Raw genomic sequence first — 16,043 nt, 5'->3', positions numbered from 1 at the left:
TCCTGCCTTCTCTATTCCTTCTCTTATAATCAAGAGGTACTAAACGATAATAAAAGGGGACGAACTTATGAAAAGCAAAGACTTGTTTAAGCACCTTGGAGTCTTATCCATTTCTGCGGCAATGGTAGTTTCTATGGTGGCATGCAGCAATTCATCCGATAACGCCACTTCAACTAACGAACAGAATAAGGGGAATAATGCTGAAGCGGCAGCGACAGCAGATCCGCTCGGTGCCTATAAGGATGGTATAACCGTGAGCATGGGCCGGGTTACAACCTCGAACCCCAAACTACCGGAGGGCGATACGTATGAGAACAATGCGTATACACGATTGGTAAAAGACAAATTAAATGTAACGATTAAGGATACATTTGAAAGCAAGGATGAAGCCTATGACAGACAGGTTTCTCTTGCAATCGCTTCCGGGGAACTGCCGGATATGATGCGTATTAATTCCAAATCTGAACTACAAGAATTGGTAGATAATGATCTGATTGAGGATTTGACCGACGTGTATGACCAATATGCTACTGATAATATTAAGAAAATCTATGATTCTTTTGAGGGGAGAGCGCTTGGAAATGCAAGTGTTGATGGCCGTTTAATGGCTCTTCCGGCAACATCTGTTGACTCTGCACCTGCTATGATTTGGGTTCGTCAGGATTGGCTGGATACGCTTGGTATCAAGCTTGATAGTGATGGAAGCGGTGGCATTACCCTGGATGAACTAGAGGCGACTGCCAAGGCATTTGTGGATAAAGACCCTGGGCATACAGGCAAGCCAGTAGGAATTCCGTTTGTAAATTATTTGAATTCAGCAGACTATGGTAGCTCTTCGCATACAATGTCCGCAATAGCGGGGATCTATAATGCCTTCCCTCAATATTGGCTGAAAGGAGAGGATGGCAATATTGTATATGGTTCCACTACGGAAGGTACAAAAGAGGCATTGGGAATCATGGCGGACTGGTTTAAGAAAGGCATTATTGATCCGCAGTTTGGAACAAGAACTTGGGATGAGATCACGGCTCTTCTTACGAACGGACAGACGGGGATTCTCTTTGGACCTTGGCATATTCCAGACTGGGGCTTAAGCGCAGTCAAGCAAATGGACAGCAAGGCTGTCTTCTCAGCTTATGCGCTTGAAGATGCGAACGGCAAAGTGAATGTAGCCCATGCTAACCCAAACGGGCAATTCATCGTGGTAAGAAAGGGTTATGAACATCCAGAATTAGCGATTAAAATACTTAATCTTTTCTATGACACGTTGGCCAATGATAAAAATGTCGAGACGACCATGCCTGAAGTTGCAAAGTATCAGAAGGATGCTGTAGACGGCTCCGCCAGACCCTTCAACATTGAAGTACTCTCGGCTACCTCCTTGCTGGATGATTATTCGGATATCTCGCGCGGTGCCAAGGACGAGATCAGTATGGATGAAGTGCGGACTACAGAATCTAAAAATGTTATTGAAAATGTAAAAAATTACATGGCAGATCCGGATAAAGCAGATGTTGCAGATTGGTCGAAATATCATTCGCGGATGAAGGGCGTTAGCCTGATTGATAAACTAACGAAGGACAATAAATTTAACTGGACCACCCCTGCTTTCTCTGGGTCCACCGAGAGTATGAAGCAATCCTGGGCCAATCTTGCCAAGCTCGAACAAGAAAGCTTTATCAAAATTATCACGGGGGCGGAGCCTCTCAGCTATTTTGATACTTTCGTGAAGAATTGGAAGAGTCAGGGCGGAGATCAGATTACGAAAGAAATCCAGGCAGAACAACAATAAAAGCTGAAAAAAGAAAAGTGAAACGTGTGCCGTCCTGAGGGGACGACACACCCGTTTCTTCTTTTGGAAGGAGCCGAATATGAAGCAACTACCAAGTAAAAAAACTAAACGGTTAACGGGCAATGGAAGTGTATACCACTTAATGATGCTTCCGGGAATGCTGTTTCTTCTGGTCTTCAGTTATATTCCGATGGCAGGCATAATAATGGCATTTCAGAACTATATTCCGGCAAAAGGTATGTTCCATTCCAAATTTGTAGGGCTGAAGCATTTCAGGTATATGTTCCAGCTGCCGGATATTGCTCAGGTTATCAGCAACACTCTGGTAATTGCCCTGGGCAAAATTCTTTTGGGGACCTTAATGGCGATTGTTTTTTCCATTCTCTTAAATGAAATCCGGGTAAAGTTTCTGAAAAAATATGTTCAAACCATTGTATATTTACCGCACTTTCTTTCCTGGGTTGTCCTCGCTTCCGTAGTGATCAATATGTTCAACCTGGATGGAAGCGTAAATCAGATGATGTCTTTCATGGGACTCGACAAAATCAATTTTCTTGGAAGCAATACATGGTTCCAGCCGTTAATCATTGGCACAGATGTATGGAAGGAATTCGGGTATAGCTCGATTGTCTACCTGGCTGCAATCACAAGCATTGATCCGGGACTCCATGAAGCAGCCGGTATTGACGGTGCAAGCTGGTGGAGAAGAATCTGGCATATCACTCTGCCAGGCATGCTTCCGATCATCCTTTTAATGGGTGTCATGAGTCTTACCAATATCTTAAGTGCAGGGTTTGACCAGATCTACAACTTGTATAATCCGATTGTTTATGAAACAGGGGATATCCTGGATACCTATGTATATCGAATCGGTTTAGTGGGGCGGCAGTACAGCTTTGGTACAGCCGTGGGCTTATTTAAATCAGTGATAGGCATCGTTCTATTACTGTCCGCCAACGCTCTGGCGAAAAAATATACGGACCGGAAAATATTCTAGGAGGCTTGAAGCTATGGTACAATATGCAGGCTTTAAAGGCCGCTTAGGCCGCTTTATCATTTATGCCGTCGTCATCTTATTGGCCCTGATTTGTCTGCTTCCCCTGTGGAATATAGTCGCTATCTCCTTCAGTAGCAGCGATGCGGTATCCGCGAACGCTGTTGGACTGCTTCCTGTCAAATTTACGACAGCGGCCTACCGACGAATTATTGAAGACAGCCAGTTCTGGCGGTCTTTCGGAATATCCGTACTCCGAGTTGTTCTGACGCTTATTCTGAATATGGTTCTAATTATCTTGATGGCCTATCCGCTGTCTAAGTCAAGTAAAGAATTCAAGGGCAGAAATATATACATGAATATTATCATCTTTGCCATGCTTTTTAGCGGTGGTATGATTCCCAGTTATCTTATTGTGAAGGAGTTGCATCTGCTGAATACGGTATGGGCTCTTGTGCTTCCGGCAGCGGTACCGATCTTCAGCGTGATTTTAGTGATGAACTTTTTCATTGGCGTGCCCAAAGCTTTAGAGGAAGCGGCAGTGATTGACGGAGCGGGCCAGCTGCAGGTTTTGCTGAGAGTATTTATTCCCATCTCGGTCCCATCCCTGGCTACTGTCGCGCTGTTCAGTATCGTGGGGAGCTGGAATGACTTTTTTGGCGGGTTAATTTATATGACTAAAGTCAGTAACTATCCACTAATGACCTACATCCAGGCTTTGAATGTCAGTATTGCGGATATGTTGAAATCAGGCGTCAGTGCAGGAACGCTGGCGAACGCCACGGAGGTCTCCAACCGGAATTTGAATGCGGCGAAAATTGTGGTTGCCGTTATTCCATTGCTGCTGATCTATCCTGCTTTGCAAAAATACTTCATCACAGGCATTGTTGTAGGATCGGTTAAAGAATAATTTATTGAAAAATAAAATAATCGGAATAAAGGGGAGTGCAATTATGGCTGGTCAATCTGATATTGCTCTAAGAAATCAAGTGATCTATTCAGTTTTTGTAAGAAACCATACGGAAGCAGGAACCTTTCAGGCGCTCGAGGGAGACCTAGACCGCATCCAGGCACTCGGAGCAGATATTCTGTGGCTGCTGCCCATTCACCCTATCGGAAAGGAGAGCAGAAAGGGCAGGCAGGGCTCTCCGTATGCCATTCAGAATTACCGGGAGGTTAATCCTGAATACGGCACAAAAGAAGAGTTTATCCATCTGGTGGAGGAAATCCACAAGCGGGACATGAAATGCATGATTGATGTGGTCTACAATCATACCTCACCGGATTCATGGTTGACGGAGCATCATCCAGAATTCTTTTATAAGCAGGAGGACGGCAACAGGGGAAACAAAGTGGGCGATTGGTCAGATGTGGTGGATCTGGATTACGGAAATAAGCGGCTCTGGGATTATCTAATTGAGACTCTATGCATGTGGGCGGAGATTGTCGACGGATTTCGCTGTGATGTGGCTTCCCTGGTACCGCTAGAATTCTGGATTCAGGCGAGGGAGGCAGTTGAAAGGATCCGACCCGGATGCATTTGGCTGGCGGAATCCGTCTATCCAGAGTTTGTCCGGGATCTGCGTAGCCGGAATTTCACGGCGCTGTCGGATAATGAAGTGTATCAGGCATTCGATATCACTTACGACTATGATGTGGAAGATTTGAAAACGAAATATAGAACCGGCATGATCCCCCTTAGTACTTATGTCGATGCGCTGAATTTGCAGGACTGCATCTATCCGGCAAATTATATCAAGCTCCGATACCTGGAGAATCACGATCAGGAAAGGGCAAAGTTCAAATTCAGCAATCGAAGTGATCTGATTAACTGGACGGCGTTCGCCTATTTCCAAAAAGGAGTTATGCTAATCTACGCCGGGCAGGAAAGGGAAAATGAACATGCCCCGAGCCTGTTTGATTACGATAAAGTAGATTGGAACACCAATTATGATATAAGCCTGCTGCTACAGCGTCTGTATTCTATTAAGAAGAAAAAGATTGTGGCTGAAGGGAATTACTTCCTGGAGGTAAGTCGGAACAGCGAGACCGTTGTCGGTACTTATGAGCAGGAAGGTCAACTGCTGGTCGGTATTTTTCCGTTAAACAGTGAAATCAGCAATGTTAAAGTTTCAATTCCCAATGGAAATTATCTCAATTTGCTGGATGGTCAATCTGTTGAAGCGGATTCCGGCAGAATCCGCATTCAAGGACGGCCTGTTATTTTTGAAGCCTAGCCCAGGGACTAAAGGTGACTATTATGGTTTACAAAATCAAGGATGTGGCAAAAAGAGCCGGTGTCTCCTCCGCAACTGTGTCCAGGGTCTTATCGGGCCATCCGGCAACCCCTAAGGAAACCGTTAAACGAGTCAGGAGAGTTATGGAGGAAATGAACTTCCAGCCGAACCTTGTAGCGAAGAATCTGGTCTCCAAAACTACTGGAAGCATCTGTGTGGTCCTCCCGCAAATTTCGGAGGAATCGTTCTCAAATTCCTTCTACATAGAGATGATCCGCGGAATTGTCAAGCAAGCCAGGGATTCGGGCTATGATGTCATTATTAGTTCCGGAGCAAATGAAACAGAGGAAAAGGAAGCGGTATCCCGACTTTTGAGGGGGCGGCAGGTCGACGGTGCGATTCTTCTGTGTTCCCGCAAAGAAGATGCTGTGGTCGAATTTTTGAAGACGGGCGGGTATCCCTTTGTTCTTGTTGGGCGGAGCAACCAGTATGATGATATTCTTTCTGTCCAGACGAACAATGTAACAGCGGCTTACGATGCCACCAGGCATTTAATTTCTATGGGCCATACAAGAATCGGCTTTATCAGCGGTCCTAGGGAGTTGATTGTTTCCGCTGACCGGCTGGAAGGGTACCGCAATGCGATGAGGGAAAGTGAACTTAGGGTGTGTCCGGATTGGGTGCTGGAAGGACAGGTCTTGAGGGATAGCGGTTACCGGGCGATGTCGGCGTATATGAGCCTTTCTGAACGTCCGACAGCACTTGTTGTCGTGGATGATCTGATTTCGTTCGGTTTGCTGCGGAGCCTTAAAGAACTAGGCTACAGGGTACCCGACGATCTGGCGCTTGTCAGCTTTAACAATATCCAGCTGGTGGAACTGTCAAGCCCTCCAATCAGCAGCATTGATATGGATATGTATTTTCAAGGCTATACCGCATCCCAAATATTAATCCGCAGCCTTAAGCTTCCAGGTAATCGCAGCAGTGAGATGCATAAACAAATTGTCCCTCACCGGCTTATCGTTCGAGAATCTTCCGTTAAAGCCAGAATTTAAATCAAAAAAAGGTAACAAATCTTTTATATGGAAGTAACGTGCTTGGCAGGAAAAGAGCTTTTTATTGCCTATAATCGGTATTGGAAGGGACAGGTATTACCAGAACAATACGAGGAGGAGCAGAATGAAGAAGACAAGCAACAAAATAAAGACAGGTTTTTCACTAGGTCTTACAGTTTTGTTAATAGCAATGTTTCTGCCAAGCCAGGTATTTGCAAGGGATAGTTTAAGCACTAGAAAGGGCACGACTCTTTATCCGCAGTACTGGACCGCATACGAACAATCGTATACCACGGATGCACCGATTTCAGAGGCAAGATGGAAATCAAATGTTGATTGGGTAGCAAGCACCCTGCTCCCGTACGGCTATAATATGGTCACAACGGATGGCTGGTTGGGTGGTTCCACGCTTACCAACACCAACGGGTATCTGCTGAAGTATAACGATGGATGGGCACATGATTGGTCCTATTGGGCCAATTATGCCAATTCAAAAGGCCTGGATATGGGGGTCTATTATAATCCGCTGTGGGTGGCGCAGTCCGCTGTGGATGATACAAGCAAAAAGGTGAATATGCTACCGCGCTGCAATGGATCTCTGAGGCTGCCGGCGATGATATGGAGATCAGCCTAGTCATGCATGCACGGATTCACCGGTACTTATGCCGATAATGAGAAGAGAACTGCCGTATCCTTATTCACGATGGCAGGATCACCTTTGGCTGTTGCGGACCAATATGATACGATCGGTAGCAATTTGTCTTACTATACCAATCCTGAGATCCTCAGCCTCAAGCAGGAAGGGTTCGTAGGCAAGCCGATCTTCTATAACGGTAATCCGTTTGAGCCTGCGGTCAGTGGACAGCCGGATACAGGCAGCCGGGATTCGGAACGCTGGATCGGCCAAACGGCAAACGGGGATTGGGTAGTCGCCCTATTCAACCGGTCGGATAGCGCAAAGACACAGTCAATTGATTTTGCCGGCATTCTGGGCCTAAGTAGTGGCGGCAATGTTCATGATGTTTGGCAGCACACCGATCTGGGCCTGAAGACAAGTTACAGCGTCACGCTGAACCCGCATGATGTAAGTATGATCCGGATATCGCCGAAGAAATCGGATGCTACCGTCAACCGGTACGAAGCCGAAGTAGGTACGTTCCGCGCAGGCGCTCATTTCAATAATGACCACACGGGCCGTTCGGGCGAAGGATTTGTGGACCGGCTGGGAGCAGAAACAGCTGGTGCGAATGTCGTTATTGGTGTGAATGCTGATAAGGCTGGTACCTATAATCTGGGCATCCGTTATGCAAATGCTACCGGCAGCGCAAGTACCGGAAGTTACAAGGTTAGCAATGTGAACAATGCAACGCTCTCCTCGGGCTCATTCTCTCTCCCGACTATGACGAATTGGGATCAATGGGGAACGGTGAACAAGACGGTAACGCTGGCACAAGGACTAAACCTGATTACCATTTCCAGAAATGCTGGTGATACCGGCGGATTCAATCTGGACTATATTGAATTGAATAATGGAACACCTATTCTTAACGGTGGATTCGAGACCGGAAGTATCGCGAATTGGACAGAATGGCATCCGACAGGACAGGAAGCTTCCTATGGCGTCAATACGAGCGATGTAAAAAGCGGGAGCTACAAGCTGTATTTCTATAATGGCACCATTCCTTTTAAAGAAAGCGTCCATCAAGCTGTAACGGTACCTAATGGAACTTATACCATCAGCGCTGCGGTTAAGTTGACCAATAATACCGGCGCAGCACCCAATATAGCCCGTATGGAGCTTAGCGGCTTCGGTGGAACGCAAATCAATGCGGATATTTCCTCAAACAGCGCCTATCAGACGATTTCTAGGACTGTAACAGTTACGAACGGACAATTGGATATCGGTTTTTATTTCGATGCCAACGCAACTTATTCTCTCCAAATTGACGATATTACACTGACACAATAGCAAATGGTATAGAAGAGAGACTGAGGTCATAGCCCTCAGTCTCTCTTTTGTATGTAATCTAGTAACAAATGTTGCAGCATAAAGTAACTCTCATGGCAGGAATTAAAATGATCAATTCTTATAATATTGAGTAGACAGGCACAATAGCTGAAGAACATTATCCAACATAAGAAGAAATGAGGATTAAGGATGCCAAACTGCTGTTAGACTAAAAAGTAGACACCGAGAACCGAGAATGCGATAGAATAAACTCATCAAAATTCGAGGTGTCAATCATGAATAAAAAGTATGACAAAGACTTCAAACTGCAGACGGTTCAGATGATTCAGGAAGAGGGCAAGCCGGTGGCGCAGGTCGCCCGGGAATTGGGAATCAGCAACAACACCCTGTACCGTTGGATGGCCGAGTACAAGAAGGACGGTCAGCAAGCCTTTCCCGGCAGCGGTCAGTTGAAGTCGGAGGACAAGGCTACACGAGACTTGCAGAAACGAATCCGCGATCTGGAAGAGGAGAACGAGATTTTAAAAAAGGCGATGCACTACTTCGCCAAAGACCGGCGCTGATCTATACCTTTATTCATGATCACCGCTTCAAGTGCCGGGTCTCGAAGATGTGCGATGCGTTTCAAGTTTCACGAAGCGGCTACTATAAATGGACACGACGTAAACCGAGTAAACGGGAACACCGCCGGAAGCATTTAGAACGGCGCATTCGCCGAATCTTCCTAGATTCACGCCGTTTATACGGGAGCCCCAAAATTACGGAAGTGCTCCGAAAAGAGGGGGTTCCAGTGTCCGAAAAAACCGTGATGTGAATCATGCAGGCACTCGGACTCAAGTCGCGTACGGTCCGAAAACACAAGGCAACGACGAATTCCAACCATAATCTGCCTGTATTTGACAACGTACTAGACCGAAAATTCAAGCCAGCAGCACCGAACCAGACCTGGGTTTCGGATATTACCTATATCGCCACCGATGAGGGCTGGCTCTATTCGGCAAGCGTCATGGACCTGTACAGCCGCAAAATTGTCGGCTTCTATATGGACAGCCGGATGACCAAGGAACTTGTCATTCAGGCGCTTGACCGCGCGGTTCAGCAGCGGCGTCCACCTAAAGGCCAGGTACTTCACCACTCGGACCGCGGCAGCCAATATGCTTCGCATGACTACCAAGCCCGCCTCGACACGTACGGGATGAAGGGAAGCATGAGCCGCAAAGGGAACTGTTACGATAACGCCTGCATCGAGTCCTTTCATAGTGTTTTAAAGAAAGAACTCATTTATCTGAATAAATTTAAGACGCGAGAACAGGCCCGAAAAGCGATTTTCGAGTACATCACATGCTTCTACAATGGAAAACGAATCCATTCAGCTGTGGGCTTCTGCTCGCCCAATGAGTACGAGCGTGTTCTCCTCAAGGCAGCGTAATTTTCTCGATTCTAAGTGTCTACTTTATTGACAGAGGTACAGTTCAAGCTACTATGTCTAACGAAAGGAGAAGGTGATTTTTGTGGCACAAGCCAGAGACGGTATGGCACATACCAAATGAAAGTGCAAATACCATATCGTATTCACCCCAAAGTATAGACGAAAGGTAATCTACAATCAATACAAGGAAAGTATTCGCGATATTCTGAAGCTACTGTGCGGATACAAAGGAGTAGAGATTATCGAAGGTCACCTCATACCGAATCATATTCACATTCTGGTAAGTATTCTACCGAAAATGAGCGTCTCGATTTTTATGGGATACCTGAAAGGGAAAAGTGCGCTGATGATTTTTGATAAGCATGCAAATTTGAAGTACAAGTATGGGAATCGTCATTTTTGGGCGGAAGGATATTATGTAAGCACGGTAGGACTCAACGAGGCAACGATTAAAAAGTATATCCAGGAGCAGGAAAGTCACGAGATATTGCGCTGGATAAACTGAGTGTGAGAGAGTACGAAAACCCCTTTAAGGGGTAGCCGGTAATCAGGCACCCCTTCAGGGGTAGCAAAAGAGGCAAAGGCATAGTAGCTTGAACAAAGTGAAAGCCAGCGCCTTTAGACGCTAGCCGGTGACAAAGGCTTATAGCCGCAGAGCAAACCACCCGTTAGACGGGTGGTGCTGATTTTTAGCAAGAGCTAAGAATCCTGGGTGCCTAAATGTACTGCACAGGATTCATTATAAGAACCTATTATCCCTCCTTTGCGGTATCTGATTAGTCAGATGTCTGCGAAGGAGGTTTTTGCTGTTTCAGACCGATAATCATTTACATGATCTCCCAAAGGATTTAAGCTTGTTTTTAGGATTTGAAGGACTCTTTATCCAAACAATGTAAGGAGAGTGAACGGAATGCCATACGCTTTTATTTGGTTTTATACTGCCTTTTTATTGATTTGGACGGGAATGGCGGTTTTTGCGGCTATTCGGCCGTATTATTTCTGGAAGGTCACCCAAGGCTGGAAGGCTGTTAAGGAACCGCCCCGAGCGTATTTTATTTTTTCCCGGATCATTGCTGTATTGTTTTCGGTGATTGGAATTTACTTGTTAACGGTTGGTTACTGGTCCCGGTTATTCTAGCTCACCATGAAAACGCATTAAATCTATGATAAAATAATAGAATGTGGAGATTTAGCTTTGGCCGCTTGCGGGATGCGGGCGGTCATGTTAGTTAAAGGAGAGAAACGGACTTGAAGGATGAAGTGAAAGAAGCTTACAGGCTCTTGGGACTGCCAGATGATGTGACCAAAGAAGAGGTGAACCGCCGGTTCGACCTCCTGCTGAAGCGCAGAAAATCTGCATCTTCAAGCGAGACTGCCGATTCCGGGCTCTCCCAGGCCTATGAAGATGAAACGAAGGCTTTTCGCTTGATTCTGGACGACTGGGCCAGAACCGAAGTTCAGGAGGCCGAAAATAAGCGCCTGGCCAAATGGGGGAGATTTGCGGGCACGGCCGGCAGGGTGGAGGATTTTTTTAGGCTGTATAGGACTCACGTGCTGGTAACCATTGCGATTGTTGCGGTTCTGATTGCCGGGGTAGCCGGTGTGCAGAATTATCTGGAGAAGAAGAGAATAGAGGCCAGCCTCCCGCCGGTCGATCTGAATATTATATTCATCGGCAACTATACGGCAGAGAATGATCTGGAGGGAAATGGACAGCCTGTGGAAGAGGCGATATTAAAGGCGTTTCCCGAGTGGCGCCGAGTGGAGGTTACAACCTTGTACATTCCTCCATCCAATTCGGAAGGCGGGGGCGGGGACATGGTCTACGTTCAAAAGGCCATTGCGGAATTGACCGCGAGCACGCCTGATGTGCTGATCCTTGATAAAGATACTCTACCTTGGCTGGCCCAGCAAGGCGGACTTGAGCTTCTGGATGATTCTCGGCTGTCCAAGTGGTTTAGTGCCGGCTCTAAAGATAGTCATGTCCGGAAAGCGTTAAACGACAAGGACGGAGCCGAGCATCCCTATGGAATTGATTTTACGAACAGCAAGTTGGCGTCTTCCCTGCCTTTGAAGCATGGCGAACTGATTGCCGGGGTTTCCGCGGGTGCAGTGAATAAAGATAAAGCTTTTCAATTCCTGGAACGGTGTGCGGCTGAGGCCGGCTCCAACTGACCGGGATAGTCATTTAATTCCATGCAAAAGTAATGTTTCTCCATGTAACTTCACCCGATTCTGAGTTATTCTTATCCTAAGTTATGTCAGGTTCAATCTTGATTCAAGCCCTTAGCGGAAAAATAACTTTAGGAGGAACGGTAACATGCCATCCATTGCAGATACGCTTCAGTTGATCCATTCGGAGTTGTTCAGAGACAGGCTGACCGAACTCTATGGGGATGGCCAAGAGGCGCTCTCCAGCCAAACCGAAAGATACAGCGCTTTAGTCAATGAGTATAGCCAAAGATTCGGCGGATCGGATGTCTATCTGTTTAGCTCGCCCGGCCGTAGTGAAATCAGCGGCAATCATACCGACCATAATTTGGGCAAAGTGATCGCGGCCAGCATCAACATGGACTGCATAGGCGTTGCTGAAAAGACCGGGGATAACAAGGTCAGCATCAGAAGCATCACTTATAATGAAGATTTTACGATCGATCTGGGCCGTAGAGCAGAGAACCCGAATGCTTCCGGAACGTACACTCTCGTTGAAGGGATTCTGAATGGGTTTGAAAAAAACGGCTATTCCATCGGCGGCTTCAACGTGTGTTTGACGAGCGATGTGATTAGCGCGGCCGGAGTGAGTTCGTCGGCGTCTTTTGAAATGCTGATCTGCGCGATCCTCAATTTCTTCTACAACGACAATCAACTGGATATTGTAGCCTGCGCCAAAATCGGGCAATACGCCGAGAACACCAAGTGGGACAAGCAATCCGGCCTGCTCGACCAACTCGCCTGCGGGCACGGGGGACTTATCTCGATAGACTTTAAGGATGCGCAGCACCCGGTTATTACAAACTTGAATTTTGAGCCGGTGAACCAGGCCTACAAGCTTCTGATTGTGCCCACAGGCGGAAATCATGCAGATCTAAGCCAGGAGTATTCTTCAATTCCCTCGGAAATGAAAGCGGTAGCGAAGGAGCTCGGGGCCCAGGTTCTCGGCGATTTGAGCGCGGCTGATGTGCTGAGCCGTTTTCAGGAACTCCGGGAAAAGGCAGGAGACAGAGCCGTTCTGAGAGCGCTGCACTTTTTCGAGGAAAACGACCGGGTGGATAAGCAGATTAAAGCGCTGGATGAGGGCCGTCCGGACGAATTTCTCAAGCTGGTCAATGAATCCGGCAACTCGTCGTGGAAATGGTTGCAGAATGTCTATTCCAATTTAACCCCGGAAACCCAGGGCGTATCCCTGTACCTGGCCGTTACCGAACTGTTCATCAAGAAAAATGGCGCCGGGGCGTGCCGGGTACATGGCGGCGGATTTGCCGGTGTTATTATGGCCCTGCTTCCCAAAGACCTCGTCGATTCGTATACCGAATATATGAAATCATTTGGCGTTGACCACATTTACTCCATTCGGATGCGCAAGTATGGCGCAGTTAATGTGAACCTTCTTTTAAGCGACGATACGCTTTCCGCGACTGCACGGAATTAATCGTACGGACCTGCCAACATCAGCTTGGCGGGTCCGTTTTTTAGTTAATATTTCTTTATAGACAACGGGTACCTTCCAGAGGGAGGGTGCCCGTTTTTGCTTCATATTTTCCATAAGTTGAATAAAAAACAGGGGGCGGCGAATAGTAAAGGCAGGAGGTGCCGGCTATGTCCATTTGGAGAACCAAACCAAGAAAACCTGCAGCGGTGAACAGCGGCAAACGAAAGAATGCTCCCCTCTCCTCCAGCCTGGATGAAAATGTAAAGCAGGTTAGTGAATGCTTCGGCAAAAGCCCTGACCTCATTATACGGTACTTTCAAATGATGCATTCACAAGTTCGAGTGGGAGCTGTATATATAGAAGGGATTACCGATAAGGCGGTGATTGAAGATTTTATCGGACATGCTATGTCCTTTGAAGGAAGCGGATATCCGAGTGCTCCAGACGTTATTAAGATTAACAATTATATGAAAGAAAAAGTGCTCGAGATGGGCAAAGAAAAGGCTATCCAGGATATGGACGGGCTGCTCGAAGCTCTGCTTTCCGGAAATATGGTGATTCTCATAGACGGTCTGAACCAAGCTATAGGCGGAGATACGAGCGGAGGCGAGGTAAGGGCGATATCTGAAGCGGCTACACAGATTTCGATCCGAGGTTCCAAGGAAGCTTTTACGGAAAGGATTGGAACGAATATTGCAGCTGTGCGCAGAAGAATAAAGAATCCGGATTTATGGGTAGAGACGTTAACTTTAGGTTCCGTGACACGAACCGAGGTGGCGATTATGTATGTTCATGGGATTGCAAACGAGAACATGATTCAGGAGGTCAGAACAAAGCTGAACAATATTCATGTGGACTCCATTTTGGAATCGGGCTATATTGAGCAGCTTATTGAAGAAAATAAGAATTCTCCTTTCCCAACGATGTATAATACCGAGCGACCGGACAGCGTGGCCGGAAATCTGCTGGAAGGACGAATCGCTGTTTTTGTGGACGGGACGCCCTTCGTTTTGATTGCTCCTACAACATTTTTTATGTTTTTCCATACGGTTGAAGACTATTACCAGCGATATGATGTCTCGTCTTTGATCCGGATGTTGAGGCTTATCTGTTTGTTTATATCATTATTCGGCCCTGCCCTCTTTGTTGCGGCCCTTACCTTTCACCAGGAGATGATTCCTACTCCGCTGCTGATCAATTTCGCTTCACAACGCGAAGGCGTCCCCTTTCCTACTTTTGTCGAGGCATTGCTGATGGAGGTCACCTTTGAAATCATCCGCGAGGCCGGTATTCGTATGCCTTCTCCGATCGGCCAAACGGTATCCATAATCGGAGGTCTGGTATTGGGACAGGCGGCTGTTCAAGCCGGAATCGTCTCTCCGGCCATGGTTATTGCCGTTTCCTTAACGGGCATCTCCAGCTTTACAACCCCGGCTTATAATATGGCGCTGTCCATACGTCTGCTCCGGTTTATCAATATGTTTGCGGCCGCCTTTATGGGGCTCTATGGCATCGCCATTATGAGCTTGATTTTTACCGCCCACTTATGCAGTCTGCGATCCTTAGGAACTCCTTATATGTCCCCGATAGCTCCCTTTATACCGGAGGATCAGAAAGACACGTTTATCCGTTCTCCATTGAATTTCTTGAATAGGACCGGGGGAAAGGGCGGGGAAACGAAATCAGGGGAGGGTAAGCATGAAAGCTAAATGGATATGCTGTCTGGTTATTCTTTCAGGCCTGCCGCTGCTGCTCACAAGCTGTTGGAACAGTCGGGAATTGAATGAACTTGCTATCGTAAGCGGTATTGGAATTGATAAGCTCCCGGGAAAAGAGGAATACAGGGTTACATTTCAACTTGTAAATCCGTCAGCTACTTCATCGAGTACAGGACCCGGTAAGGAACAGTCTACAATAGCGGTCTACTCGGCAAACGACAATACTTTATTCGGGGCCATGAGGAAAGCCTCGAGGAAGGTGAGCAGGCAGCTTTTTTTTGCTCATACCCAGCTTGTCATCTTGGGAGAGTCCATGGCGGAAAGCGGAATTGATCATGTATTTGACATTTTCGAAAGGTCTCATGAACTCAGGCTTAACTCGGCTGTGCTTATATCGAGGGATACGGATGCCGCTTCCATGATGAAGCAATTGCAGCGGGCGGAGACCATTCCGTCTATAGGAATAGCCAAAAAAAACAAGAACTCATCCCATTTATGGGGAGAAAACCGGTATGTCAATGTTAAGGAGTTAATTAGCGGATTTACCGGGGAAGGAGGCATGACCATAAGCGGTATTCGGCTCATCGGAGATAAGGAGGAAGGCAAGAAGAAATCGGACCTTGAACAAACGGAGTCGTCGGCGAACATCGTAATGAGCGGACTGGGTGTGCTAAAGGACGGTAAGCTTGTCGGTTGGCTGGATGGTTCCGAGGCCAGAGGAACCTTGTGGCTGCTGGACAAAATTGATGAGACCACTTTAAATATTGACTCTGAAGAAAAAAAAGAGTCGACTGCCGTCAATATTTTTACTTCCGAAACCAAAGTCAAAGTAGATGTCCGGGATGGAGTGCCCGTCTTTCATGTGCATATTTTGGAGGAAGGAACTGTGATTGAAACCAAGGATACGCTGGAGCTTAGCAATAGGGAAGTGATCCGGAAGCTTGAAGATAACCTGAAGAAAATAACGAAAGAAGAGGTGACGCAGGCCTTTCAAGCCGCTCAGCGTATGAACACTGACGTCTTTAATTTCGGAAATGAGCTTAAGCGAGTAGACTCCGATGGTTGGAAATCAGTCGGGAAGGATTGGGATCATGCATTCGCCAAAGGAGAGCTGGATATCCATGTCGAAGCGTTCATCCGCAATACGGGCATGAGATTAAATCCGTTCCTGTCGTCTGAATAGCACAGCGATTTACTCAT

Annotated in this window: 12 protein-coding genes and 2 pseudogenes; all 14 read left to right on the top strand. The window is 46.9% G+C overall.

What is annotated here, in order from left to right; all coding sequences use genetic code 11:
• The first annotated feature begins 67 nt into the window (after nucleotides 1-67).
• The gene (locus PSAB_RS17115) at nucleotides 68-1,792 is read left to right on the top strand and encodes a type 2 periplasmic-binding domain-containing protein (protein WP_038596005.1); all 1,725 of its coding nucleotides are present in this window, start codon (nucleotides 68-70) and stop codon (nucleotides 1,790-1,792) included.
• Nucleotides 1,793-1,871: 79 nt separating this feature from the next.
• Complete coding sequence (locus PSAB_RS17110; protein ID WP_025335812.1) at nucleotides 1,872-2,789, top strand: ABC transporter permease; 918 nt, start codon at nucleotides 1,872-1,874, stop codon at nucleotides 2,787-2,789.
• Nucleotides 2,790-2,802: 13 nt separating this feature from the next.
• Entirely contained in the window at nucleotides 2,803-3,696 is an 894-nt protein-coding gene (locus PSAB_RS17105) for a carbohydrate ABC transporter permease (RefSeq protein ID WP_025335811.1), read from the top strand.
• Between the two features lie 4 nt (nucleotides 3,697-3,700).
• Nucleotides 3,701-5,023, top strand: coding sequence for an alpha-amylase family glycosyl hydrolase (locus PSAB_RS17100; RefSeq protein ID WP_226991719.1), 1,323 nt, complete (start codon nucleotides 3,701-3,703; stop codon nucleotides 5,021-5,023).
• Nucleotides 5,024-5,046: 23 nt separating this feature from the next.
• Nucleotides 5,047-6,078 (top strand): LacI family DNA-binding transcriptional regulator, encoded by a 1,032-nt coding sequence (locus tag PSAB_RS17095; RefSeq protein WP_025335809.1) that lies wholly within the window; start codon nucleotides 5,047-5,049, stop codon nucleotides 6,076-6,078.
• Nucleotides 6,079-6,202: 124 nt separating this feature from the next.
• Nucleotides 6,203-6,712, top strand: a complete 510-nt coding sequence (locus PSAB_RS17090; protein ID WP_025335808.1) for a hypothetical protein — start codon at nucleotides 6,203-6,205, stop codon at nucleotides 6,710-6,712.
• Nucleotides 6,713-6,796: 84 nt separating this feature from the next.
• Nucleotides 6,797-8,047 carry a CBM35 domain-containing protein gene (locus PSAB_RS24655; protein WP_158442598.1) on the top strand — a complete coding sequence of 417 codons (1,251 nt, stop codon included), beginning with the start codon at nucleotides 6,797-6,799 and terminating at the stop codon, nucleotides 8,045-8,047.
• A gap of 275 nt (nucleotides 8,048-8,322) precedes the next feature.
• Nucleotides 8,323-9,476, top strand: a pseudogene (locus PSAB_RS17075) (IS3 family transposase).
• 136 nt (nucleotides 9,477-9,612) lie between these two features.
• Nucleotides 9,613-10,016: pseudogene (gene tnpA, locus PSAB_RS17070) on the top strand (IS200/IS605 family transposase).
• 370 nt (nucleotides 10,017-10,386) lie between these two features.
• The gene (locus PSAB_RS26585; RefSeq protein ID WP_025335805.1) at nucleotides 10,387-10,614 is read left to right on the top strand and encodes a DUF6199 family natural product biosynthesis protein; all 228 of its coding nucleotides are present in this window, start codon (nucleotides 10,387-10,389) and stop codon (nucleotides 10,612-10,614) included.
• Nucleotides 10,615-10,724: 110 nt separating this feature from the next.
• Entirely contained in the window at nucleotides 10,725-11,651 is a 927-nt protein-coding gene (locus PSAB_RS17060) for a hypothetical protein (protein ID WP_025335804.1), read from the top strand.
• Between the two features lie 145 nt (nucleotides 11,652-11,796).
• The gene (locus tag PSAB_RS17055) at nucleotides 11,797-13,125 is read left to right on the top strand and encodes a galactokinase (protein WP_038596002.1); all 1,329 of its coding nucleotides are present in this window, start codon (nucleotides 11,797-11,799) and stop codon (nucleotides 13,123-13,125) included.
• Between the two features lie 167 nt (nucleotides 13,126-13,292).
• Nucleotides 13,293-14,834: a spore germination protein gene (locus PSAB_RS17050; RefSeq protein WP_025335802.1), complete on the top strand. Its 1,542-nt coding sequence runs from the start codon at nucleotides 13,293-13,295 to the stop codon at nucleotides 14,832-14,834.
• Nucleotides 14,824-16,026, top strand: a complete 1,203-nt coding sequence (locus tag PSAB_RS17045) for a Ger(x)C family spore germination protein (RefSeq protein ID WP_025335801.1) — start codon at nucleotides 14,824-14,826, stop codon at nucleotides 16,024-16,026. Before PSAB_RS17050 ends, PSAB_RS17045 begins: the two co-directional genes overlap by 11 nt.
• Nucleotides 16,027-16,043 lie beyond the last annotated feature (17 nt).

The sequence above is a fragment of the Paenibacillus sabinae T27 genome (assembly GCF_000612505.1).
In the GTDB taxonomy this organism is placed as follows: Bacteria; Bacillota; Bacilli; order Paenibacillales; family Paenibacillaceae; genus Paenibacillus_AQ; species Paenibacillus_AQ sabinae.
This window is presented reverse-complemented; position numbering and strand designations above follow the sequence as displayed.

Bases quoted from the DNA above. Each gene is read 5' to 3' on its own strand.
- PSAB_RS17115 (WP_038596005.1), top strand. From the start codon at position 68: ATGAAAAGCAAAGACTTGTTTAAGCACCTTGGAGTCTTATCCATTTCT.
- PSAB_RS17095 (WP_025335809.1), top strand. From the start codon at position 5,047: ATGGTTTACAAAATCAAGGATGTGGCAAAAAGAGCCGGTGTCTCCTCC.
- PSAB_RS17110 (WP_025335812.1), top strand. From the start codon at position 1,872: ATGAAGCAACTACCAAGTAAAAAAACTAAACGGTTAACGGGCAATGGA.
- PSAB_RS17105 (WP_025335811.1), top strand. From the start codon at position 2,803: ATGGTACAATATGCAGGCTTTAAAGGCCGCTTAGGCCGCTTTATCATT.
- PSAB_RS17090 (WP_025335808.1), top strand. From the start codon at position 6,203: ATGAAGAAGACAAGCAACAAAATAAAGACAGGTTTTTCACTAGGTCTT.
- PSAB_RS17050 (WP_025335802.1), top strand. From the start codon at position 13,293: ATGTCCATTTGGAGAACCAAACCAAGAAAACCTGCAGCGGTGAACAGC.
- PSAB_RS17055 (WP_038596002.1), top strand. From the start codon at position 11,797: ATGCCATCCATTGCAGATACGCTTCAGTTGATCCATTCGGAGTTGTTC.
- PSAB_RS17045 (WP_025335801.1), top strand. From the start codon at position 14,824: ATGAAAGCTAAATGGATATGCTGTCTGGTTATTCTTTCAGGCCTGCCG.
- PSAB_RS26585 (WP_025335805.1), top strand. From the start codon at position 10,387: ATGCCATACGCTTTTATTTGGTTTTATACTGCCTTTTTATTGATTTGG.